Genomic DNA, 23387 nt, shown 5'->3' with positions numbered 1-23387 from the left:
ATCCAACGAGAGGTCGAAATGACTCACAACGTTAATCAAAAACGCATCGTGGTGACCGGCACCGGCGTTGTCAGCCCGCTGGGCTGCGGCGTAAAGGAAGTCTGGCGGCGATTGCTGGCTGGGCAGTCCGGGATTCGCGCGCTTGCTGGCGATGTCGTCGAAGGCACTGGCGTGTCAGTGGGCGGCAGCGTGCCCACATTGGCCGAGGATGCCGTGGCAGGCTATCAACCCGAGCGGGTCATCCACGCCAAGGAACGCAAGAAGATGGATCGGTTCATCGAGTTTGCGCTGGTAGCAGCGGATGAAGCATTGCAGCAAGCCGGCTGGCATCCCGAGCGTCAGGCTGAACGCGCGCGCACCGCCACCATCATCGCATCGGGCGTCGGCGGCTTCGGTGCCATCGCAGAGGCGGTGCGCACCACTGACGCACGTGGCCCTCGCAAGTTGTCGCCCTTCACGGCGCCATCGTTCCTGGCCAATATGGCAGCGGGTCATGTCTCCATACGCTATGGCTTCGAAGGCCCACTTGGGGCACCCGTCACAGCCTGCGCTGCGGGGGTGCAGGCCATTGGCGACGCCGCTCGGCTCATCAGAAGCGGCGAAGCGGATATTGCGATCTGCGGTGGCGCCGAAGCGGCAATCGATCGTGTGACGCTAGGCTGCTTTGCGGCTGCACGAGCGCTCAGCACGGGCTTTTCGGATAGCCCTGAGCAAGCCTCCCGTCCTTTCGATAGCCAACGGGACGGGTTTGTCATGGCTGAAGGGGCTGGCTTGCTGGTGATCGAGTCGCTGGAACATGCGCTGGCCCGTGGCGCCAAGCCCCTGGCCGAGCTGGTCGGCTACGGAACGAGCGCTGATGCCTACCATCTGACCGCTGGCCCCGAAGACGGAAGCGGTGCCAGGCGTGCCATGCAACTCGCGCTGCAACAGGCGTCGATAGCGCCTGGGGACGTGGACCATATCAATGCGCATGCGACTTCGACCCAGGTTGGCGACAAGGGTGAACTTGCAGCGATTCGCGCCGTATTCGGTAGCGGCAGCGGCGTGGCGATTACATCGACCAAATCGGCCACCGGCCACCTCCTGGGGGCGGCAGGCGGTGTCGAAGCCATTTTCACGGTGTTGGCGCTGCAAGATCAGATCGTTCCACCCACGCTCAACCTGACTCAGGTCGATGATGCTGCGCTTGGCCTTGACCTGGTTGCACGAATAGCCCGTGAAATGCCCATCGAATATGCCTTGTCCAATGGTTTCGGATTCGGTGGTGTGAACGCCAGCGTACTGTTCCGACGCTGGGAGGCCAACGTATGAACAGCCGACTCGAAACACACGCCAACGAAGCTGAAGGTGATGCTCAGAGGGCCAACGTCCTGACAGCCAAGGTCATCCTGTTACTGGCAGCACTCGCTGCCATCAGCAACTTGTCCACCAATATCATCCTGCCCGCTTTTCCTGAAATGGCTCGACAGCTCAACGTCTCATCCCAGGAACTCGGGCTGACGCTCTCCAGCTTTTTCATTACGTTCGCCTTCGCCCAATTACTGGTAGGGCCGCTTGCCGATCGCTATGGCCGCAAGCGCCTGGTAGTAGGTGGGTTGATGATTTTCGTGGTGGGTACGTTTTGGGCAGCTAACGCCGCCACACTCGACATGCTGATCCTCGGACGGGTAATCCAGGCCATTGGCGTGTGTGCCGCCGCGGTTCTGGCCAGAGCCATCGCTCGCGATCTTTATGAGGGTGAGAACCTGGCACGCGCGTTATCGCTGACGATGATCGCTGCCGCCACAGCGCCAGGCTTCTCACCTTTGATCGGCAGTATGCTGAACACCACTTTGGGTTGGCGCGCACTTTTCATAGCCGTCGGCATGTCGGCAATCCTTATCGCGCTGTTCTACCTCAGAGGGATAGGTGAAACCCTTCCTGCCCATCGTCGGGTGACTCAATCAGTACCTGCGATCCTGATTGCATACGGCAAACTGGCGTCCAACCGCCTCTTCATCTTGCCCGCACTCGCGACCAGCCTGCTGATGAGCGGCTTATTCGCCTCGTTCGCCGCTGCGCCGTCAATCTTGATGGAAGGCATGGGGCTCAGCTCGCTCCAGGTGGGCCTGTATTTCGCGGCAACTGTCTTCGTGGTCTTTGCCGCTGGCTTGGCTGCTCCTCGCCTGGCTCACCGTTGGGGTAGCCGCGCCATCACCTTGTCAGGCCTCGCGACTGCGTGTACGGCAGGTGCATTGCTGCTGGTCGGCCCAAGCAATCCAAGCTTGGGCTGGTACTCATTGTCGATGGTGCTTTTCCTATGGGGTATGGGTATTGCCAATCCGCTGGGAACGGCCTTGACCATGACACCGTTCGGGAAAGAAGCAGGACTGGCGTCAGCCCTTTTGGGCTTCCTGACCATGGCGATCGGAGCAGTGTCGACCTGGATGGTTTCCACGCCGAAGTTCCCCACGATTGCCGTACTGGGAGCCACTCAAACCTCGGTGTGCTTTCTGGCAATGGTGCTTTTCGCTTGGTATGTCAAACGTAAGGCAATTGTCAGGTAGGAGTATCTCTGCATGAGGTTGGCTCCTGCTTCGCCTGGGATGTGCCAAATCAACTGCATGGCCCGGGCAGCAGCGGAGGCGACCGCTTTCACGCCTTGAATCCTAGGCGATCCGGTCATCGCGCTCACGCAGCAGCCAGCGGCCGTAATTATTCAAGAAGCATTAGCGGACGCTCGGGTTTTCCAAAGCGAAAGCAACACGCCGCCAATCAGCAGGCCGATTGTAATGCTCAACGATATTTCGGCTGGCACTTTACCCACAATGTCATGAAGGAAAATTTTCGAGCCAATAAAGACAAGCACCAGAGCCAGCGCATATTTAAGGTAAACAAAGCGACTGATCATGGCAGCCAATGCAAAATAGAGCGCTCGCAAACCGAGAATGGCAAAGATGTTCGACGTATAAACGATGAACGGATCCTGTGTGATAGCAAAAATCGCAGGCACGCTGTCAACAGCAAACACCAAGTCTGCACACTCAATCAAAATAAGTGCAAGGAAGAGCGGTGTCACCCATAGAATTCTTTTTCCTGACGCATCGGGCAAGCGAACCACAAAGCGTTGACCGTGCAATTCTTTGGTGATGCGTAGGTGTGTGCGCAGGTAGTTGACGAAACGGTTGTTTTGCAAGTCAGGCGCATGATCGACGCGAGCGAATAGCATCTTGACCCCGGTGAAGACCAGGAACGCGCCGAAACAGTAAAGTATCCAACTGAACTGGGCGATGAGCGCAGCCCCAAGGCCAATCATGATAGCCCTCAGTACGATAACCCCCATGATCCCCCAAAATAATACTCGGTGCTGGAACTCCCGAGGAATGGCCAGGAAACTGAATATCAGGGCAATAACGAAAACGTTATCCATTGACAGGGATTTTTCAATCAAGAAACCCGTCACATAGTCCATGCTGGCATCGCCGCCTTTCTGGAAATACACCCAGACCGCGAACAGAAGGCCCATACTGATGTATCCTGCGGACAGCAACAAGCTCTCTTTGACTCCAATCTCCCGATTCCCGCGATGGAGCACACCTAAGTCAAGCGCCAACAGTGTTAGCACAACAGCGAAAAAGGAAAGCCAAAGCCAGAGGTCAGTACCAAGAACGTCTTGGTAGAGATACGTACTAAGGGCAGACATGAGCCCCTCCTGTATAGTCGTAGTTGAACAACTATGACTCCGACATGGCGGTATAACCGTCAGAGGGGCCCGGCGTCACGAATAAAGAATTTATCGAGCGCGAAGTAGGCTGCAAGTAGAAAACATTTACAAATTTTGTCCATGACAAGCTAAAACGCTTGCAGTGAAAAACTAACTTCGCACACCTGATTGCCAGCCTCATGGGTGCCCCGCACGTTATCAACGCCTTCATTGGAGCAAAGCGCCGCTCGCTCGTGTCGACCTGATGCAGCGCCTTCCGTCGGTCAGAAGGCACCCTCCCACGCACGCCAGGCCGAACATAGGGTGAACAATCCAATAAGGCATTTCACCATGACACCAGCAAAACCTTTTACGTTAATGCTTGCACTTTGCCTGGGCTGCGCTTCAGCACTAGCTTCGGCCGCCACAGACCTGAACCATCAGCGCGCCCCAGGCATGCAATCGAACGACAATGGACAAATGAACGGCCAAGGCGGAGCGACTGGCTCGGGAACACCCGGCGATGGCATGGGTACGGGTGATGGCGGCACTGACGACAATGGGACGGACAATACCGGCGGTGACGGTACCGACAGCGGCTCGGGAACCGGCAGTCATGGCTCTGGTAGTAGCGGCACAGGCGCGGGCGGTGGTGGCAGTGGCTCAGCCGGAAGTGGATCTGGCGCAGGTTCCGGCAGTTAGCTGAGAGGGCCGATCGACACGGATCACCCGTCCATCACCGGGCGCCTCAGTTCTGCCCTGGTTTTCAACCGTTCATGCAACCCATGCAGGAGGAAATACCATGCCACGCGGGGACAAAGACAAGTACACGGACAAGCAGAAACGCAAGGCCGAGCACATCGAGCAATCTTACGAGGACAAAGGCGTGGGCAAGGATGAAGCCGAAGCTCGCGCCTGGGCCACCGTCAACAAACAATCGGGGGGCGGTGAAAAACACGCAGGCTCGGGAAGCAGGACACCGTCGCACGTGAAGAAGACCGCACGCTCGGATTCGGCCAAGCGCGCCGCTGAATCTCGCCAGGGGCATTCGCGGACGTCGCATGCGTCGCTGGAATCGCAAAGCAAGGAAAGCCTTATGAAAGAGGCACGCAGCAAAGACATCAAGGGGCGCTCGACCATGACCAAGGCCCAGTTGATTGAAGCCCTGCAAAAACACGGGTGACGGCCAGATGTGATCGGCAACTTGGCAAGCCGGCTGAACGTTTGCTCAACCGGCCCGGTCGCACAACAGAGACGCAGCCGGCTGCGCGAACCCTGACCGTGAGGACCTACCATGAGCGCGATCTCTCCCAATGGGGCTGAAGAACACCCCATCGGCCTGACCCTGAATGGTCAGCGCCTGACACTGCAGGTGAATCCCTGGACCACCCTCCTCGACCTTTTGCGCGAGCAGTTGGACCTGGTCGGCACCAAGAAGGGTTGCGACCATGGCCAGTGCGGGGCCTGCACGGTGCTGCGCGATGGCAAGCGCGTCAATGCCTGCCTGACCTTGGCCATCATGTGCGACGGGGCCGAACTGGTGACCATCGAAGGGCTGGCCAGCGGCGACGTTCTGCACCCCATGCAGCGTGCATTCATCACCCACGATGCTTTCCAGTGCGGTTACTGCACCCCGGGGCAGATCTGCTCCGCAGTCGGGCTTGCCCGCGAAGGGCGCGCCTACACCCGCGAGGCCATTCGCGAACAGATGAGCGGCAACCTTTGCAGGTGTGGTGCATATAGCAACATCGTCGCTGCGGTGGAAGAAGCCCTACCGTTGATGACGGACCTGGCCCCGCCACAACGAGGGCCGAATCCATGATGCCTTTCAGCTACCACAAGCCCGCATCAATCAGCGAAGCCGTGAGCCTGGCTGACGCCAGCTCACACTTCATTGCCGGCGGCACCAACCTCGTCGACCTGATGAAAGAAAACGTGGTTCGCCCCAAGCGCCTGATCGACATTTCTGGCCTTGGGCTGAACGGCATCCACCCCACGTTGAACGGTGGCTTGTTGATCGGCGCATTGGTGAGCAATGCCGACCTGGCCTGGCACCCAATGATCGAGCAGCACTATCCATTGCTGTCGGACGCCATCCTGGCTGGGGCATCACCGCAGTTGAGGAACATGGCCAGCACCGGTGGCAACTTGCTGCAACGTACCCGTTGCTACTACTTCTACGACACCGGCACTCCCTGCAACAAACGTGAACCCGGCAGCGGATGCCCGGCGCGTACAGGCTCGAACCGTATCCACGCGATTCTTGGTGCCAATGATGCCTGTGTCGCGACCCATCCCTCGGATATGTGCGTGGCATTGGCAGCGCTCGAAGCCGTGGTGCATGTGCAGGGGCCGCGCGGAGAGCGCCAAATACCTTTTGCGGCATTCCATCGCCTCCCTGAGGACACCCCGGAGCGAGACAATCAGCTGGCAATCGATGAACTGGTGGTCGCCATCGAGCTGCCGCCCCCGGTGTTCGAAAAACATTACCGTTATCTGAAAATTCGCGACCGCGCCTCCTACGCGTTTGCGCTGGTGTCGGTCGCCGCAGCCTTGAGCTTCGATGGCCAGGTGATCCGGCAAGCTCGCCTGGCGCTGGGCGGCGTTGCCCACAAGCCGTGGCGAGACCCGGTTGTGGAACGCATGCTGGCCGGCCAGGCGCCTTGCGAAGCGCTGTTCACCCGGGCCGCAAAAACGTTGCTGCAAGGTGCAAAACCTCTGAGCCACAACGGCTTCAAGGTCACGCTCGCCCAGCGTGCAATTGTGCGGGCATTGGATGACGCGGCGCGCGGCGCCGCTGACGGGGGGCCACGACCATGATCAAATCCACACCGGTAGCCGGTACGTCCCTGGACCGCGTAGACGGCGTGGCGAAGGTCACCGGGCAGGCGCGTTACGCGGGCGAATACCCCGAAGTGGGCCTGCTCCATGGCAGCGTCGTGTCCAGTACCATCGCCCGAGGTCGGGTACTCAACATCGACAGTACGCAAGCGATGCGCGTGCCCGGGGTGATCGCCGTGCTTGATCATGGCCATCGTCCACATATTTCCAGTTATGACGACGACTACAGCGACGCCGACGCCGCGCAGGGGGCGCCGTTTAGGCCCTTGTTCGATGATCGAGTGCTCTACAACGGTCAACCGTTGGCGCTGGTGGTTGCCCAAACCCTCGAACTGGCCCGGTATGCAGGTTCGCTGATCAGGATCGAGTATGCCGAGGAGGCCCACCAGACCGACCTGGGCGCATGCCAACAGTCGCATGCAGCACCCGCCGAGACACCGGCGCCGCGTGGCGACTTTGCCGCGCAGTTTGCCGGGGCCCCGGTGCAGGTGGATGCCACCTACCTGACAGCCAACGAGTACCACAACCCGATGGAGCCCCATGCGTCAACCGTACTCTACAAAGGCGACGGCACGCTGGAAATCCACGACAAGACCCAAGGTACGCAAAACTGCCAGGACTACCTGCACAAGGTGTTCGGCCTGCCCAAGGCAAACATCCGCGTGCGCGCGGCATTCGTCGGCGGTGCCTTCGGCTCGGGCTTGCGCCCGCAGTACCAGTTGCCACTGGCAGTGATGGCGGCGTTGCACCTGAAGCGCTCGGTGCGCGTCACGCTGACTCGCCAGCAGATGTTCACCTTTGGCTACCGGCCCCGCACCGAGCAGCGCCTGCGCCTGGGTGCTGACGCAAACGGGCAGTTGCTGGCGATCGCCCACGATGCGCTTGGCCAGACCTCCCGCTTCGAGGATTTCACCGAGCACGTGGTGGAATGGAGTGGCATGCTCTACCAGTGCGACAACGTTGCCCTCAGCTATCGCCTGGCCTCGCTCGATGTGTACACCCCGCTGGACATGCGTGCGCCTGGCGCCGCGTCGGGGATGATTGCCCTGGAATGCGCCATGGATGAGCTTGCCTGTGCAGCGCAGATTGACCCGCTTGACCTGCGCCGGCGCAATTTTGCCGCCAGCAATGCCAACGAGGGTAAGCCCTACTCCAGCAAGGAACTGCTGGCGTGCTACCGCCAAGGTGCCGAACGTTTTGGCTGGCAGAACCGTAATCCGCAACCGCGCAGCATGCGCCATGGCAACCAGCTGGTTGGCTGGGGGATGGCCGGCGGCGTCTGGGAAGCCATGCAGATGAAGGCCAGCGCCAAAGCGCGCTTCGATGCCCAAGGCCACCTCACCGTCTGCAGTGCCACCACCGATATCGGGACCGGCACCTATACCGTCATGACGCAGATCGCAGCCGACGCGGCTGGCGCCAGGGTGCAGGATGTCACCTTCGTGCTGGGTGACTCTTCACTGCCCACCGCACCGCTTCAGGGCGGATCGTTCACGGTGTCGTCGGTCGGCTCGGCCGTGCGCCAGGCCTGCCAGGTACTGCGCACCAAAGTGCTGGAACATGCGCGCAAGATGTACCCCCAAGTGGCCAGCACGGCCCGGGAGCAGATCATTTTCGCCGACGGCTACCTGCACGCGGGCAGCCATCGCCTGGCCTTGGCGGACATCATCGCCAGCGCCCCCGAAGGTGAGTTCGAAGTGCAGATCGACGCCGAGCCCGGCGCCAGACGCCAACCGTTCTCCACCGCCACGCATTCGGCGGTATTCGTGGAAGTCCACGTCGACGAGGACCTTGGCACAATCAAGGTAGTACGGGTAGTCAGCGCCGTTGCGGCGGGACGGGTAATCAACCCGAAAACCGCGCGCAGCCAGATTTTGGGAGGCGTGGTGTGGGGGGTGGGTATGGCCCTCCACGAAGCCGCGCTGACCGACCATCGGTTGGGCCGCATCGTCAACCACAACCTCGCGGAATACCACATCCCGGTGAACGCAGACAGCGGGGATATCGAAGTCATCTTCGTTGAAGAGCACGACGACATCGTCAACGAGCTGGGGTCCAAGGGCGTGGGCGAAATCGGCGTCGTCGGGGTGGCAGCCGCGGTGGCCAACGCGGTCTACCATGCCACGGGCAAGCGTGTGAGGGAGTTTCCGATCACGCTCGACAAACTGCTGAAAGACAACAGTCAGGTATGAGTAATATCTGTGCATGAGGTTTGCGCCGCATCGCCGTCGGATTCCCGCTCACTGGGCATCGGTGGCTTCAGGCGCAGGCGGATCAATGCGCTCGATATTTCCCAGAACCAACGCTCGCCCGGCAAATAGACCGCCGGATGTTTCCAGGGCAAAACGTGCGGCATCGCGTGTGCGCACCTCGTCGGTCACCGCGTCAGCTTCAACGCTCGAGGCTCCCAAGGTCAGCACGGCCTGGCGGCCAAGCAGCAAGGAGGATTCAAAGGTTTCCCGCACGATGTAGTCGGCGTCGTGCCTGACCAGCTCCAGCGCGTGCTCGCGGTCAAAGGCGCGTACCAGCACCTTCACCTGCGGGCAATACTGCCGCGTGCTTTCGACGATTCGTGTCGCAGCCTTCTTGTCATTCACGCACACAATGATGGTGCGGGCGTGACGGGCCCCGGCAGCATGCAACAGGTCATGCCGGGCACCATCACCGTAATAGACCTTGAAACCATAAGGCTCCACGGCGCGGATCACCTCGGGGTCCATGTCGATGATTGAAAGCTTGGCGCCATGAGCGAGCGGTGCCTGACAAGCGATCTGGCCGACACGGCCAAACCCTATGATGAGTACATGGCCTTGGAGATTCTGTGCCGGCTCCACACCGTCCATGGAAACCGCCCGGGGCCGCGCGAAACGCTTGAGCAACAGAAGGTTCACCGGCGTGAGGGCCATGGACAGCACCACGATAGCCGTCATGTTGGCGTTGATTTCGGCACTGACGACCTTGAGTTTCAGCGCTTCGGTAAACAGCACAAACGCAAATTCGCCCCCCTGCGCCATCAGCACGGCGCGATCCAGCGCATCGCCATGCTGGCTTTTCGCTAGGCGCGCGACCCCATAGATGCACAGCGCCTTGACCACCATCAGCGCCAGCACGCCAGAGCTGATGAGCAGCCAGTTCCTGGCCACCACCTGCAGGTCCAGCGCCATGCCGACGCCGAGAAAGAACAGCCCCAGCAACAGTCCGCGAAACGGTTCTATGTCAACCTCCAGCTGGTGGCGGAAGGTGGACTCCGACAGCAGCACACCGGCAACGAACGCTCCCATCGCCATCGACAGGCCGCCGATTTCCATCAGCAGCGCTGCTCCTAGCACCACCAGCAGCGCGGCAGCAGTCATCACCTCGCGCGCCCTGGCTTGGGCCAGTACCCGAAACAGGGGGTTGAGCAACCACAACCCGATGATCACCAGTGCGCTGAGGGACACGGCTGCGATAGCCATGCGCTGCCACAGGGGTGAGGTGGGTTCGGGCACCGCTGCAGTCGGCGCCAGAAATGCCACCACCGCCAGCAAGGGCACTATCAGCAGATCTTCAAACAGCAGAATGGACACGATGCGTTGGCCCCTCGGCTCGGTCAAGTCACCCCGCTCCGAGAGAACTTGCATGACGATGGCAGTGGATGTGAGTACAAAACCGGCCGCGCAGACGAATGACACCTGCCAAGGGAAACCAAAGGCCTTGCCGACGACGGTGAGCAGAACGGCACAGATCAACACCTGCAGGCTGCCCAGCCCAAAGATCTGCGCCCGTAGCGCCCACAGATGCGAGGGATTGAGCTCCAGGCCAATCACGAAGAGAAACATAACCACGCCCAACTCGCCCACATCAATTATGGTGTGAGGGTCATTGACCAGTTGCAGCCCGAAAGGCCCGATCATCATCCCCGCCAGCAGGTAACCCAGCACCGAGCCGAAACCGATGCGCTTGAGCAGTGGCACGGCCACCACGGCAGCGCTGAGCAACGTGATGACACCCAACAACAGTCCTGCGTTGCCTTCAGCGGCCATGGCTTCGACCCTCAGCCCCTGTCAGGACCGGTTATGGAGAAAGTACCGGACGAATTATCGCTGGGCGTCTCAGTTCGCCTGGGATGTGCAATATCCACTGCATGGGAAGCGGCAGCTTCCGGTGGAGCAACTGAAGAAACACCCGCCCGCAGGTAGGTCGCGGGCGGGTAATCCTGGTGACGAGGGGCTGTCCCCTAGCCTTCGCGAACCTCGATGCGCCTGCCACTCGCACGCGCTTGCTTGGGCAACTCGATACGCAGCACACCGTTGTTGCATCTGGCGCTGGCCTGCTCGGCAATGACCTCGGCAGGAAGCCGGAAGGTGCGCCGGAAACTGCCAAAGGTGCATTGCCGGACGCGATAATGCCCATTGCCCTGCTCCTGCTCGACGCGCTTTTCACCGCGAATGATCAGCGTATCGCCCCGCACTTCCAGGTTCAGGTCCTCCTTGACCATTCCAGGTATCTCAAGGCGAACGACGATCCGCTCACCATCCTCGTAAAGATCGCCGGCCAGCAGCCCCCAGTTCGAGGCAAGCGCCGGTGATGAGGTCGCATCCTGCGACTCGCCCCTGCTCCGCTTCACTGGCGTGAAGCGCGTCAGGGCCTCGCTGGTGCGACCGCGAAGCTGACGCCAGCCCTCGCCCAGCGAATGCCAGGTTTCCTCCAGGCCATGTCTGAGTTCAGCTAGTTTGTCCATGGGTCGTCCTCCACACGCTCAAGGCCCTACGCGCTTTTCACGACGATCTTGCGCGGCTGGGCATGTGCATGTTTGGGAACACGTACGTTCAGCACGCCGTCCCGTAGCTCAGCATCGATTCGGGTCGTATCCAGCTCGGAGCTCAAGGTGAAGGCTCGTCTGAATCGCGACAGCTGGACTTCAGCGTAGACGGCCTCCAGCTGTTCGGACAACTGCGGCATGATCTCCCCTTCCAGCACCAGCGTGTCACCCTCCACATTGACCACGAGATGATCCTTGGGCACCCCGGGAAAGTCGGCAAACAGCTGGATTCCGTTTTCGTCTTCGAAGACATCGACGCGCGGCAGCAGTGTTTGGGTTTCAGTTTCGCCGCGCACGACTGCTTGCTTGTCGTTCATGGTGATTCCTCCTTCAAACCTTTGCTGTTACTGGATGACTATACGCTTGGGCTGCAGCGCTTCTCGCCGCGGCAGGGAAATGCGCAGGACGCCGTCGCGGTAGTGGGCCTCGACCTTGTCGGTATCGACTTGATCATTGAGGCTCACGGTACGCTTGAAGGGACCGGCATAGCGCTCGTTGGCGTACACGGAGCAATTGCCCTCCTGCGTGCTGCGCGCGGGCCGGCGCTCGCCGGAAATCGATAGCAGGCCTCGGTGAATCTGCAGATCGATGTCGCTCGGGTCAACGCCGGGAACGAAGGCGTAGACCTCCATGCTCGATGGCGTGCTCGCGACATTGATGGCAGGAAAAGCACCACTGGCCAAGGCACGAATGCTGCCTGGGCGCCCGAGCCCAGTTCCCAGCACATGTTGCAGTTCGCGCTGGAGCTTCTCGAACTCGGCAATCGGATCGCTCGACAGATTAAGAAGGGACTCGTACATGACAATCCTCCTTCCAGCTGACTGAAATGATCTCGAACAGGAGGCGCGAAGCGCCGGGTTTCGGCCCCTGATGACGGAATTATGTGAGCAATCTGGAGGTTTTCAAGCCCCGGTTTGAACGGATATGGAATTACACATCCGCGCTCTTTTTCCCGTTCAATCTTTGCCTTGGCGCCATTCACACAGAGCCTAGGCAACTCGATCATCACGCTCACGCAACAGCCAGTAGGTCAGCCCCAGGGCCAGGGTGGCGCCAGCGAGCGCCGCGACTTTGGCCGGGCTGACATCGGGATCAAGGATCACGATCTTGCGCGACAGCGCGATCAACCCGATCAAGAGGACCGTCTTGACCTGAATGATGCTGCCATGGCGCAAGACAACGCGCACGATGGAATGCTTGAATTCCATCGCGATCAGCAGCGTCATGACCATACCGAACACATTCTGGAAGATCCGGTGGTCCAGCGGATTGAACGCATCGATGATCAGCAGGCTGAAGACTATCTGGATCAGCTGTACCAGCGACACCACGATAACCACCGCGATCACCAGCGAAAGAATGTGAGCGACGATCTGCTCGAAACGCTCGTAAAACGTCAACACCGCCCACTCGCGACGCAGTCGCATGCGCGTGGTCTCGGGCTCATCGCTGTCCTTCATGCCTCACCTCTTCAGCAGCAAGATCATTGCAACGAGAAACCGCAGCCTTCGGCCTGGGCTTCACGCATTTTCACTGTCGAGCTCTTTGGCCGGCTCGGCTTGCCGGCGGTCGAACCCGACCCGCTCCGCCTTGTCGTCCCAGCGCACATGGGCGTGATCACCCTTGCCAATGCCGCCGCCGAGCATTTCACGTGCCAGTGCCGTCTCCAGCTCGCTGCGGATCAGTCGCTTGAGCTCGCGAGCACCGAATTCGGGCTTGTAGCCGACTTGCGCCAAGTGATCGACCAGTGTCTCGTCGAACGTCAGCGTCACGCCCTGGCTCGCGGCATTGCGGGCTACGCGCTCGAGTTGCAGGCCAACAATGTGGCGGATCTCCAGCTTGCCCAGCGCATGGAAGACGATGATCTCATCGATTCGGTTGAGGAACTCGGGGCGAAAGTGCCCACGCAGCACTTCCATCACCTCGACCTTGGTCTGCTCGTACTCCTCACCAGCCGCTCCAGGCGCCTTCAGCCGCCGCTGAATAATGTCGGAGCCCAGGTTGGACGTGGCGATGATAATGGTGTTGGTGAAGTCCACCACGCGCCCCTTGCCATCGGTCAGTCGCCCGTCGTCGAACACCTGCAGCAGGATGTTGTAGACGTCGGGGTGGGCCTTCTCGATTTCGTCGAGCAGCAGCACGCTATAGGGCTTGCGCCGGACCTTTTCGGTAAGCTGGCCGCCTTCGTCATAACCAACGTAACCCGGAGGCGCGCCCACCAGCCGAGCCACGGAATGGCGCTCGCCATACTCCGACATGTCGATACGCAACAGGGCGCTCTCGTCGCCGTAGATGGTTTCTGCCAGCGCCTTGGCCAGCTCGGTCTTGCCGACACCGGTGGAGCCCAGAAACAGGAACGTGGCAACGGGCTTGCTGCCTTCGCGCAGCCCAGCGCGCGACAGCCGAACCGCGTCCGCCACCGCACGCACCGCCTCGTCCTGCCCCACCAGGCGCTCATGCAGCCGCTGCTCCAGGTGCAACAGCTTCTCGCGCTCCTCCACCGTCAGTTCATTGACCGGAATGCCGGTCAGCCGCGAGACGATTTGCGCCACATGTTCCGCCTTGACCTCGGTGCTGCCCGAGCCGCGCTCGAGCTCCCACTCCTCGACCCGCTGCTTGAGTTCGGCCTCCGTGGCTTCGACGCGCTTGCTGATCTGCGCCGCATTGTCATATTGCTTGCGCGAAGCCGCGTAGTCCTGCTCGCGGCGCAATTGGTGCAACTCCGACTCCATTTCCTGCACCGCAACCGGGCGCGCCGTCGCCGATAACTTGACGCGGGCGGCAGCCTGATCGAGCAGATCGATGGCCTTGTCCGGCAGAAAGCGCGCGCTGACGTAGCGGTCGGACAGTTCGGCGGCAGCGATGATCGCCTCCTCGGTGATGCTGACCTTGTGGTGCGCTTCGAAGGTGTCGCGCAGGCCGCGCAGGATCATGATGGTCTGCGCCACCGTTGGCTCGGGCACCACGACCGGTTGGAAACGCCGCTCCAGCGCAGCGTCCTGCTCGATGTACTTCTGGTACTCGTTGAGCGTCGTCGCGCCAATCAGGTTCAGCTCACCACGCGCCATCATCGGCTTGAAGACGTTGGCCACGTCCAGGCCGCCTTCTCCACCGCCCTGGCCTGCCCCGACGATGGTGTGCACTTCGTCGATGAAGAGAATCAGCTCGCCCTGATGCTCGGCGATTTCCTTCAGCACCTTCTGCACGCGCTCCTCGAACTCGCCTCGGTACTTCGCGCCAGCCACCAACGAATTGATGTTCAGTTCGACCAGGCGCTTGTCGCGCAGCGTCTCGGGCACCTCGCCGGCCACCATGCGCTGCGCCAGCCCCTCGACGATGGCCGTCTTGCCCACGCCAGGCTCGCCGATCAACACCGGGTTGTTCTTCTTGCGCCGCGCCAGTACCTCAATGGTGGTTTCGATTTCCTGTGCCCGCCCGATGACCGGGTCCAGCTTGCCATCGCGCGCCATCCTGGTGAGATCGCGCGAGTACTTGTCGAGCTCCGGCGTTTCGGTCGGCGCCTCGGCGCGGCCATCCTCTGCACCCTTGCCAACCACCTTGCTGACGCACTGGCGCAGGGCCTGCGGCATAAGGCCATAGCGGCGCAGCAAGTTGGCGGCCAGCCCTTCGCCCTCTTCGGCCAGCCCGATCAGGAAGTGCTCGGGGCCTACGTATGCGTGCCCCAACTCATTGGAGGCGACGAAGGCGCGGCTGAGCGCATCCTTGACCCGAGGCGACACGCCGACTTCGCCTTCAAATGGCTTGTCGCCGCGCTTGGCTTCGGCTTCGATCTGGCGCTTGAGGTCATCAACCTTGATCTTGAACTGGCTCAGGATGGTCTTCACCACATCGCTGTCGGCCAGCGCCAATAGCAGGTGTTCGGTATCGACTTCGGACCGACCGAACTCCGTGGCACGCTTGGCGGCTTCCTGCAACAGGGCCTCCGAGTGTTCGCTGATGCGGCTGGCCAGCCCGCTGCTGCGGCGGCGTGGCGTGCCGGACGCTGCGCGGCCAGGTTCCCCAGACGACGCTTCAGCCACTTCATCGGCACCCGTGGCAACGGATGCCGAGTCTTCTCCGATGCGCAGCAAATCGCTGCCCATGAACTCTTCGAACAAACCGCTGCGCGAGCCGAAAAGGGCTTCCAGTGGGGAAAGGGTGCGTTTTTGCTGGCGCACCAATTGGCGGTAGTGATCATCACACAACAGCATGATGTTGTGGCGGCCATTGACCTTGGCCTCCACCCGTGTCGTGGCGGGTTGGCCACAGACCTGGCATTGTTTGCTGGCCATGCGGGCGCTCCTTGAGTCATTGAGATGACGAGATGGAGCCTGCCGCAGCACCTCGTCTGCTGGTGGGCCTTCGTGACGACTTCAACGAAATCTCCGAGTCAGCTTCAATTCGGAATCGAACGGCTGTGCTTCGATGCACCCGCTTCGCGCTCCTCGAGGATGATCGTCAACAGCCCATTGTCGAATGGGCGCTTGATCAAAACCTGATCGGCATCGTCAGGCAGGTTCAAGGGTGGCGGGCAACAGCCGTAGAGCGTTCGGCACGAGGGAAAGCGCACTTCTGCTGCTCTCGCAGCAGTCGGGCGTGATCGGGGTGTTCTTTCCTTGAGATGGGCCATTTGAAGGAAAGCCAGTACTGCATCCGTGATGTCCAGCGCCAGCTTCAGCACGCCTGGTAGGCAAGCGCGGGGTGGCGAGCGACGAAAACAGATGCGCCCAGGCCCAAGGAACTTTTGCAATGCTGGCTAAAGTCTGCGCCTGGTAGTTCGCAAGTCAAGCAGTATCTGCGATCGGTTCAGAAATAGTCAGCGGGCAGGCCGAGGCGAGCCGAGTTAAGGCGCACGCGCTCCATCTGATACGTTCTTTTATCATCCACCTGAGTCTTTTTCGTGGAAGGCCCACTGCTTTATAAGATTTCGCGATCGGGGTGCGATCGGACTGTACCCGGGCACTCAATTCTCCAGCCGTTCAGGGAACCGGAAGGCCTCGCAAGTACTCAGGAATCCCCATGAACACCTCCTGCACGAGCTATCACAGCATGGCGCTTTCCGAGTCTCAGCGCGACATACTCGGTATGATTGCGACCAATCATCAACTGCACGACATCCTCACCGCCATCTGCTTGATGATCGACGCCCAGGATCCCGGCACGCTGTGTTCGATACTGCTCACCGATGCGCAAGGCAAGCATTTGCTGAAGGGCGCCGCGCCTGGCCTGCCGCCTGCCTACAGCGATGCGATCCATGGGTTGCCCATTGGGCCTCAGGAAGGCACGTGTGGCACAGCTGCATTCCGCCGCGAGCTGGTGGTGACAGCGGATATAGCCCGGGATCCGAGCTGGGAGCGTTTTCGCAGTCTGGCGCTAGGGTACAATCTACGCTCCTGCTGGTCGTTGCCATTACTCTCGCATCAGGGATCCGTACTTGGGACATTTGCGCTATACCAGGATCAAGCGATTGCGCCAAGCGAGGTGCAGATCCATCGGCTGACCTGCGCGGCGCAACTGGCTGCCATTGCGATCCGACATGAGCGTGACGGCCAACGTCTGGAGGAAAGCGAACAACGGTTTCGCTCATTGTTTACCTACAACCCCAACCCGGTTTTCGCCCTCGACAGGGCGGGCAACATCCAGAGTGTGAACCCTGCTGGCCTGAAGCTTAAAGCTGGCGCGGCAACTGATCTTGTCGGCCATCATTTCTCCCACCTCGTGTTCGAAGAAGACCTGCCGAAAGTGAATCAGCATTTTTTCGCGGCCCGCGCCGGTGAGCCGCAGCGATTCGAGGCAAGGGTGCGCGACGAGAGCGACGACAAGCAGTTGATCATGGATATCGCTAACCTGCCAATCATGGTCAATGGCGAGATCGTCGGGGTATTCGGCATCGCGCGGGATATCAGCAAACAGAAGCATTACGAGCGCCAGTTGAGTATCAATGCCAGCCATGACGGGCTGACGGGTTTGCTTAACCGCCTGTCTCTGGAAGACCGGCTTGTCCTGGCGTGTCGCAGCAGCCGTCAACGTAAAGTTCAACTGGCGGTCATGTACATCGACCTGGATGGATTCAAATCCATCAACGACTCCATCGGGCACTACTTCGGCGATCAAGTGCTGATCGAGGTGGCACAGCGCTTGACCCAGCAGGTCCGTCCGGCTGATACCGTCGTGCGTATGGGCGGCGATGAGTTTGTCGTACTGCTGACGGACCTGCTTCGTGATGAAGACGCTGTCCCGGTGGCCGAGCGACTGCTGGCCAGCATTGGCAAACCCTACTGTATCCAGGGTATTGACCTGCACGTGAGTACCAGTATCGGTATTACGGTAAGCGATGGCCACATCGAGCAGCCGATGAAGTTGATCCAGCAGGCTGACATGGCCATGTACAAAGCCAAGCAACAAGGTCGGAACAACTTTCAATGGTACACCAGTGATCTTAACCACCGCGTTTGCGAGCACAGAAGCCTACGTAATGACCTGCAAAAGGCTATCAAAACTCAATCGTTCAGCCTGCATTATCAACCGCAAATAGAAGCGCGCACGCGTCGGGTGGTCGGGATCGAAGCTTTGTTGCGCTGGGAGCATCCGGTTAGAGGGTTCATCTCTCCAGCGGTTTTCATACCGGTGGCAGAGGACAGTGGTCAAATTATCCCTCTGAGCCTTTGGGTACTCGATACGGCGTGCGCGCAGTTGCGCAACCTATGTGATCAGGGCTTCAACGGTATCTCGATGGCCGTAAATATTTCGCCGATGCATTTCCAGTGCGGTCAGTTCGTTGAATGTATCCAGGCAGTGTTGAGCAAGCATGGGCTAAGCGCTGGACAATTGGAACTGGAGATAACCGAGTCACTCTTGCTGCATAACGTTGAACAAGCAATCGCAACCTTGCACCGCCTCAAAGACTTGGGTGTACGCATTGCGCTGGATGACTTCGGTACGGGGTTCTCCAGCCTGAGTTATCTCAAGTGCTTGCCAATAGACAAAATCAAGATTGACCGCTCCTTTATCCAGGACATCTCGACGAACCCACACGATGCAGCAATCACTCAAGGCATCATTTCGATGGCCCATCATCTCAGCCTGTCAGTGGTCGCTGAAGGTGTGGAAACTGCGCCTCAGGTGAATTTCCTGGAAAGGGGGCGCTGCGATATTCTCCAAGGCTATTACTTTGCGAGACCCATGTCGCATGAGGCGCTCAGGACTTTCTTGGCCGACTAGTCCACCGCCATGGTGATGTCCTCGGCTCGCCGGGTTGATATTTTCGTGCTGCTTTGTAAGCGATGCCCATCGTTGCCGGCGCTGTGACAGGCGGGGGGAGCCCCCACCTGCATGCCTGCGTTATAGGCGTCAGCGTTGGATGCCAGCACGATATGCTGACATTTCCCTCTTCTCCACATCCCGTTCGTCATAACGTAACAAGCGCCCGGAGTTGCTGAGCACCAGCAATGTACTGAAATTGTGCAACAGCGCTGCGACCATCGCCCCCGCCGCTCCCAATAAACCGAAAGCTGCTGCCCCCACGATAGCCAAGGTCCAGCCCAAGCCGATCAGCACGTTCACCTGGAGCGTGCGACGGCAAAGACGGCTGAGACGGATGCAGGTGCCCAAGCGCCGCAGATCACCGTTGATCAGCACGATATCCGCTGCGGCCAGCGCGATATCAGCACCGCCCGCCCCCATCGCCACCCCCACGACACCCGCCTTGAGCGCCAGCGCGTCATTGATGCCATCACCCACCACCAAGGGGCGGAAGCCAACCTGAAGCTCATGGTTGACCTGGCGCAACTTCTCTTCTGGCAATGCTTCGGACACCACGCGAGTGATACCGACCTGTGCAGCGATGGATTCAGCCACACGGGTGCGATCACCGCTCAGCAGCAACTGACGCTCCAGGCCTAGTTCACGCAATTGCTGCATGGCCTCGGCAGACTCTGCGCGCACGTTGTCGGCCAGCAACAGCCAACCCAGAAATTGCCCATTCTGCGCCAAGCCCGCGATTGGGCCATCATGTTCAGGAACTGGAGGCACCGTCATGCCCAACTCATCGAAAAGCTCCGGTCGCCCCAACGCAGCTTTTCCCTCGGCTGTGTGCGCCACAACGCCAAAGCCTTGGCGTTCATGGACATCCAGTAGCGGCAAATGGTGGTCATGCGGTACCAATGCCGCCAGAGCACGGCTGACCGGATGGCTACTGGCCGCACCGAGACTTGCGGCGAGGTTGATGATATCGGCCTGCGACAACGTACTCGATAGGCCAACCACGCTGCGCAGACGCAGTTTGCCGTAGGTCAGTGTGCCGGTCTTGTCGATCACCAGCGAAGACAAGTCGGCGAGTTCCTCGAGGAAGGCAGACCCTCGAATCAGGATACCGTGCCGAGCGGCGACGGCAATGCCTGCCACCGCTGTCGCCGGTGCCGACAGAACCAATGCACACGGACAGGCGGCGACCAGAACGGCCAACATGGCCTGGGCATCCTTGGTAACGAACCAGGTCGCGGCGGCAATCAGTAGCACCAGTACCAGATAACGCCCGGCGTGTCGTTCGAGCAAGCGTGTGATGGGCGGCTTGGCTTGTTCGGCGCGCTGCATCAGGGCGATGACCTTGCCCAAGGTAGAATCATCGCCAACACGCGTAATCTCCACCCGCAGCAAGCCATCCAGATTGATCGACCCTCCATGGATATCCATCCCGGTCGTCACCTCCTGGGGAATGGACTCCCCCGTGATGGGCGCGGTGTCCAGGCTGGCCTGGCCTTCAATAATGCGTCCATCGGCTGGTACCCGGTCACCGGCACGGACTTCGACTTGGTCGCCAGGGTTGAGGCTTGCGTTATCGACCTCATGAACCTGCCCATCGGCATTGATAAGACGTGCACGACTACGGGCCAGCTGCCCAAGTGCCGCAATCGCTTCTTGCGAGCCGAGCACGCTACGCTCCTCCAGGACATGACCGAAAATCATGACGTACGTGGCGCTAGCAATCGCCACGCTGCTATTGACACTGCAAGGATTGGTCGGGGTGTTCAGCCCTGACTCCTACTGGTTCGTCCTCTTGCCATTTGCGACATATTCGGTAACGTTATAACAACAGATGTAAAAAATCTGTTCGTCCAGCACCAGGAGCGGCGTGGCTGATAACGGCTGAGCTATTGAGTCGCTCCTGGGACAGGGCGTCCCCTCCCATTAGGTATCGGGATAAAAACTGGTGTTCAGCGTGATACGTAGGCCCTGGGCGAATGGGCAAAACAACGTTACCTCGAACGCGAGCATACCCGGGGGCATCTACTGTGGCTACGTGCTGATGAACCCTATGGTGGCGATTTGCACCCTCAATCGTCGCGCATGTGCCGCTCATTGCGCTCCTGGCGTTCTTTGGCCTCCACGCACAGGGTGGCGGTTGGCCTGAGCAGCAACCGCTTGAGACCAATCGGTTCGCCAGTTTCCTTACACCAGCCATACTCGCCACGGGCAACGCGTTCCAAGGCCTCGTCGATCTTGTCCAGCAGTTTTTTCTCCCGCTCCAGCAGCCTCAATTGCCATTGACGATGCTCCTCCGCCGTGCCGATATCGGAGGGATCACTGGTAGGCTCGAAGTCGCGGATCGCTTCGAATTCTTCAGCGATGCGTTGCTGAAGCTCATTGCGCTGGGCAAGCAGCAGCTCACGGAAGAACCTTTGCTGAGCAGCGTCCATGTAGGCGTCTTCGGGTTGGGATAGTAGCTCTTGTTCGGTCATTGCAGGTGCGCTCAGGTCAATGAAAAGAAATGGCGGTCAACCGCGTCGTGCGTTGAACGCCAGCGGCAAGCCTTGGCAGCCCTCGACCAGCCGGCCTTCATGCCAGGCCAGTTGCCCGGAGACCAGTGTCGTGGCCACTCGGTGATGAAAACGATGGTGCACGAACGGCGTCCACTGACAGTGCGCCAGAACCGGGTCGAGGCTGACAGCGCGGGGCTCGGGCAGACGCTCGATCAGCGTCATGTCCGCCCAGTAGCCCTCACGCAGGTAACCGCGTTCCGAAATGGCGAACAGATCCGCGACGGCGTGGCTGGTCTTGCGCACCAGTTGGGCAACTGTCAGCACGCCCTCCTCCACAAGCTCGAAGAGCGCCGGAAGTGCATGCTGTACCAACGGCAAACCTGATGGCGCCGAGGCATAAGGGCGTTGTTTTTCCGCCAAGGTGTGGGGTGCGTGATCGGTACCGATGACGTCGATGCGGTCGCACAGCAGAGCCTGACGCAGTGCGTCCCGGTCTTCCCGGGTTTTGATGGCAGGGTTGCATTTGATCAGGTGGCCCAAGCGGGCATAGTCACGGTCATCGAACAGCAGATGGTGCGCGCACACTTCGGCGGTGATCTGCTTGCCCTGCAAAGGCCCAGGCTGGAACAACTTCAGCTCTTGGGCGGTGGTCAGGTGCAGCACATGCAACCGTGTGCCGAACTGCTTGGCAAGCTGCACCGCCAGGCTCGAAGAGCGCAGGCAGGCATCGGCATCCCGAATGATCGGGTGCATGGCCGGCGGAATGAAATCGCCGTAGCGCTCACGTATGCGCGCTTCGTTGGCCAGGATCGACGGGGTGTGCTCGCAGTGCGCCAGGAGGATGGTCGGCACGCTGGCGAACAGCCGTTCCAGCACCCTGGGGTCGTCCACCAGCATGTCGCCGGTGGAGGCGCCCATGAACACCTTCACTCCCGCCACCTCACGTGGGTCGAGGGCCGCCACGGTATCGAGGTTGTCCTTGCTCACGCCAAAATGAAAACCGTAGTTGGCAACCGAGGTGGTGGCGGCGCGGGCTTTCTTGTCGTGCAGGGCGGCAAGATCCAGCGTGGCCGGGTTGGTGTTGGGCATGTCCATGAAGCTGGTGATACCGCCCGCCACTGCTGCGCGCGACTCACTGGCCATGGTGCCCTTGTGCGCAGCGCCAGGCTCACGAAAATGAACCTGGTCGTCGATCATGCCGGGGAGCAACCATTGGCCCCGGGCATCGATTTCGAGCGGCGCATTGACGCCCGCGATGCTGCGGCCGATTTTCTCGATACGGCCATGGGCGACCAGTACATCGGCCTCCTGTATGGCACCTTCATTGACCAGGCGGGCGTTGCGAATGATGACTTGACTCATACGCCCACCTCGGCGGGGTTGCCCGTCACCACCACTTGATCACCCTGGATCGCGTTGTAGAAACAGCTGCGACGCCCTGTGTGGCAGGCGACACCTGCCTGATCCACCAGCAACAACAGCGCGTCGCCATCGCAGTCCAGCCGCACGTCGTGTACATGCTGGACATGCCCCGAGCTTTCGCCTTTGCGCCACAGGCATCCACGGCTACGTGACCAGTAGCATGCCCGCCGGGTCTCGAGGGTTTCCAGCAGCGCCTTTTCGTTCATCCAGGCCAGCATCAGGACTTCGCCGCTGTCATGCTGCTGGGTGATGGCGGGGATCAGCCCCTGGGGGTTCCAGGGTATGTGGCCAAGCACATCGGTCAAGGCGAAGCGGCTTCCCGCCTGTGCCTGCTCAAGGGTAAGGAACATGATTTGCAACCTGTGGCAAATGTTATGTTATAACAATTACAACTTAGCAGATTACGCCGCTACTGTTCATCTTTTCCACTTGCGCAGGAGAGACGCCATGACCGAAACATGCCCGAACCCGACCATCGAAACCTACGCCGACACCGAACTGGCCTGCCTGGCAGGTGCCAAAGCGGCGCTCTACCGTTGGGCCGCGACCGTGGCCACACGTGATGTGGATCAGGTGCTGGCGTTGTACGCACCTGATGCGATCCTGGTTCCGACCCTGTCCAACCAAGTGCGTGACTGCGACGACAGCCGTCGCAACTATTTCGAGAATTTCCTCGCTAACGACGGGCTGGTCTGTGACATCCAGTTGTTCAAGAAGCGCGTCAGCCGCAAGCTGGGCACCGTGGTCGTCGGAGGCCAGTACACCTTCGTCTTTCGTGAGGACGGCGAGCAGCGGGTAGTGCCAGCGCGCTTCCTGTTCACCTTCGAGCGGATCGACCAGCAGTGGTTGATCACTGGCCACCATTCCTCCATCGAGGCATGAG

General features: G+C 60.2%; 18 protein-coding genes and 1 pseudogene. 8 read left to right on the top strand and 11 right to left on the bottom strand.

The features are described 5' to 3' along the window. Positions 1 to 18 precede the first annotated feature (18 nt). Both fabF and AC3RCM_RS12805 read left to right on the top strand, forming a co-directional pair. Positions 19 to 1311: a beta-ketoacyl-ACP synthase II gene (gene fabF, locus AC3RCM_RS12810; protein ID WP_064492099.1), complete on the top strand. Its 1293-nt coding sequence runs from the start codon at positions 19 to 21 to the stop codon at positions 1309 to 1311. Further along, entirely contained in the window at positions 1308 to 2546 is a 1239-nt protein-coding gene (locus AC3RCM_RS12805) for a multidrug effflux MFS transporter (protein WP_010954183.1), read from the top strand. The genes fabF and AC3RCM_RS12805 overlap by 4 nt, the downstream gene beginning before the upstream one ends. Before the next feature lie 152 nt (positions 2547 to 2698). On the opposite strand, the gene AC3RCM_RS12800 is transcribed toward AC3RCM_RS12805, so the two are convergent. Further along, a complete protein-coding gene (locus AC3RCM_RS12800) occupies positions 2699 to 3682 on the bottom strand; it encodes a TerC family protein (protein ID WP_064492088.1) in 984 nt (327 codons plus the stop codon). 802 nt (positions 3683 to 4484) lie between these two features. On the opposite strand from AC3RCM_RS12800, the gene AC3RCM_RS12795 reads away from it, so the two are divergent. The 4 genes from AC3RCM_RS12795 to AC3RCM_RS12780 all read left to right on the top strand — a co-directional run bounded on the left by AC3RCM_RS12795 (position 4485) and on the right by AC3RCM_RS12780 (position 8715). Further along, positions 4485 to 4865 carry a hypothetical protein gene (locus tag AC3RCM_RS12795; protein WP_010954186.1) on the top strand — a complete coding sequence of 127 codons (381 nt, stop codon included), beginning with the start codon at positions 4485 to 4487 and terminating at the stop codon, positions 4863 to 4865. A gap of 111 nt (positions 4866 to 4976) precedes the next feature. Next, positions 4977 to 5504: a (2Fe-2S)-binding protein gene (locus tag AC3RCM_RS12790; RefSeq protein WP_010954187.1), complete on the top strand. Its 528-nt coding sequence runs from the start codon at positions 4977 to 4979 to the stop codon at positions 5502 to 5504. After that, complete coding sequence (locus AC3RCM_RS12785) at positions 5501 to 6502, top strand: FAD binding domain-containing protein (RefSeq protein WP_492629653.1); 1002 nt, start codon at positions 5501 to 5503, stop codon at positions 6500 to 6502. Before AC3RCM_RS12790 ends, AC3RCM_RS12785 begins: the two co-directional genes overlap by 4 nt. Further along, a complete protein-coding gene (locus tag AC3RCM_RS12780; RefSeq protein WP_104887667.1) occupies positions 6499 to 8715 on the top strand; it encodes a xanthine dehydrogenase family protein molybdopterin-binding subunit in 2217 nt (738 codons plus the stop codon). Before AC3RCM_RS12785 ends, AC3RCM_RS12780 begins: the two co-directional genes overlap by 4 nt. Before the next feature lie 48 nt (positions 8716 to 8763). Here the strand turns inward: AC3RCM_RS12780 and AC3RCM_RS12775 are convergent, their stop codons facing one another. From AC3RCM_RS12775 to clpK, 6 genes are all read right to left on the bottom strand, one after another. Beyond that, complete coding sequence (locus tag AC3RCM_RS12775; RefSeq protein ID WP_020190679.1) at positions 8764 to 10545, bottom strand: monovalent cation:proton antiporter-2 (CPA2) family protein; 1782 nt, start codon at positions 10543 to 10545, stop codon at positions 8764 to 8766. A 194-nt stretch (positions 10546 to 10739) separates the two neighbouring features. Then, complete coding sequence (locus AC3RCM_RS12770; RefSeq protein ID WP_064492091.1) at positions 10740 to 11243, bottom strand: Hsp20/alpha crystallin family protein; 504 nt, start codon at positions 11241 to 11243, stop codon at positions 10740 to 10742. A gap of 26 nt (positions 11244 to 11269) precedes the next feature. Then, the gene (locus AC3RCM_RS12765) at positions 11270 to 11641 is read right to left on the bottom strand and encodes an Hsp20/alpha crystallin family protein (RefSeq protein WP_020190681.1); all 372 of its coding nucleotides are present in this window, start codon (positions 11639 to 11641) and stop codon (positions 11270 to 11272) included. A 27-nt stretch (positions 11642 to 11668) separates the two neighbouring features. Then, complete coding sequence (locus AC3RCM_RS12760) at positions 11669 to 12124, bottom strand: Hsp20/alpha crystallin family protein (RefSeq protein ID WP_010954193.1); 456 nt, start codon at positions 12122 to 12124, stop codon at positions 11669 to 11671. A gap of 189 nt (positions 12125 to 12313) precedes the next feature. Then, positions 12314 to 12784, bottom strand: a complete 471-nt coding sequence (locus AC3RCM_RS12755; protein ID WP_010954194.1) for a phosphate-starvation-inducible PsiE family protein — start codon at positions 12782 to 12784, stop codon at positions 12314 to 12316. Between the two features lie 60 nt (positions 12785 to 12844). Further along, positions 12845 to 15616, bottom strand: a complete 2772-nt coding sequence (clpK, locus tag AC3RCM_RS12750; RefSeq protein ID WP_064492093.1) for a heat shock survival AAA family ATPase ClpK — start codon at positions 15614 to 15616, stop codon at positions 12845 to 12847. Positions 15617 to 16343: 727 nt separating this feature from the next. Between clpK and AC3RCM_RS12745 the strand changes: the two genes are divergently transcribed. Beyond that, positions 16344 to 18545, top strand: coding sequence for a putative bifunctional diguanylate cyclase/phosphodiesterase (locus AC3RCM_RS12745; protein WP_064492094.1), 2202 nt, complete (start codon positions 16344 to 16346; stop codon positions 18543 to 18545). A gap of 129 nt (positions 18546 to 18674) precedes the next feature. On the opposite strand, the pseudogene AC3RCM_RS12740 reads toward AC3RCM_RS12745, so the two are convergent. The 4 genes and pseudogenes from AC3RCM_RS12740 to hisI form a co-directional block, all read right to left on the bottom strand. Further along, positions 18675 to 20291: pseudogene (locus tag AC3RCM_RS12740) on the bottom strand (heavy metal translocating P-type ATPase); the annotation flags it as partial. A 365-nt stretch (positions 20292 to 20656) separates the two neighbouring features. Further along, positions 20657 to 21061 carry an RNA polymerase-binding protein DksA gene (dksA, locus tag AC3RCM_RS12735; RefSeq protein WP_064493495.1) on the bottom strand — a complete coding sequence of 135 codons (405 nt, stop codon included), beginning with the start codon at positions 21059 to 21061 and terminating at the stop codon, positions 20657 to 20659. Positions 21062 to 21097: 36 nt separating this feature from the next. Then, positions 21098 to 22444: a dihydroorotase gene (locus tag AC3RCM_RS12730; protein ID WP_457250514.1), complete on the bottom strand. Its 1347-nt coding sequence runs from the start codon at positions 22442 to 22444 to the stop codon at positions 21098 to 21100. Further along, complete coding sequence (gene hisI, locus AC3RCM_RS12725) at positions 22441 to 22854, bottom strand: phosphoribosyl-AMP cyclohydrolase (protein WP_064493493.1); 414 nt, start codon at positions 22852 to 22854, stop codon at positions 22441 to 22443. Before hisI ends, AC3RCM_RS12730 begins: the two co-directional genes overlap by 4 nt. Before the next feature lie 97 nt (positions 22855 to 22951). Between hisI and AC3RCM_RS12720 the strand changes: the two genes are divergently transcribed. Further along, positions 22952 to 23386: a DUF4440 domain-containing protein gene (locus tag AC3RCM_RS12720; protein ID WP_020190661.1), complete on the top strand. Its 435-nt coding sequence runs from the start codon at positions 22952 to 22954 to the stop codon at positions 23384 to 23386. Position 23387 lies beyond the last annotated feature (1 nt).

The sequence above is a fragment of the Pseudomonas sp. GW823-FHT05G12 genome, from assembly GCF_058795575.1.
Note: the sequence above shows the minus strand (reverse complement) of the source record. Positions and strands in the feature narration are given on the sequence as shown.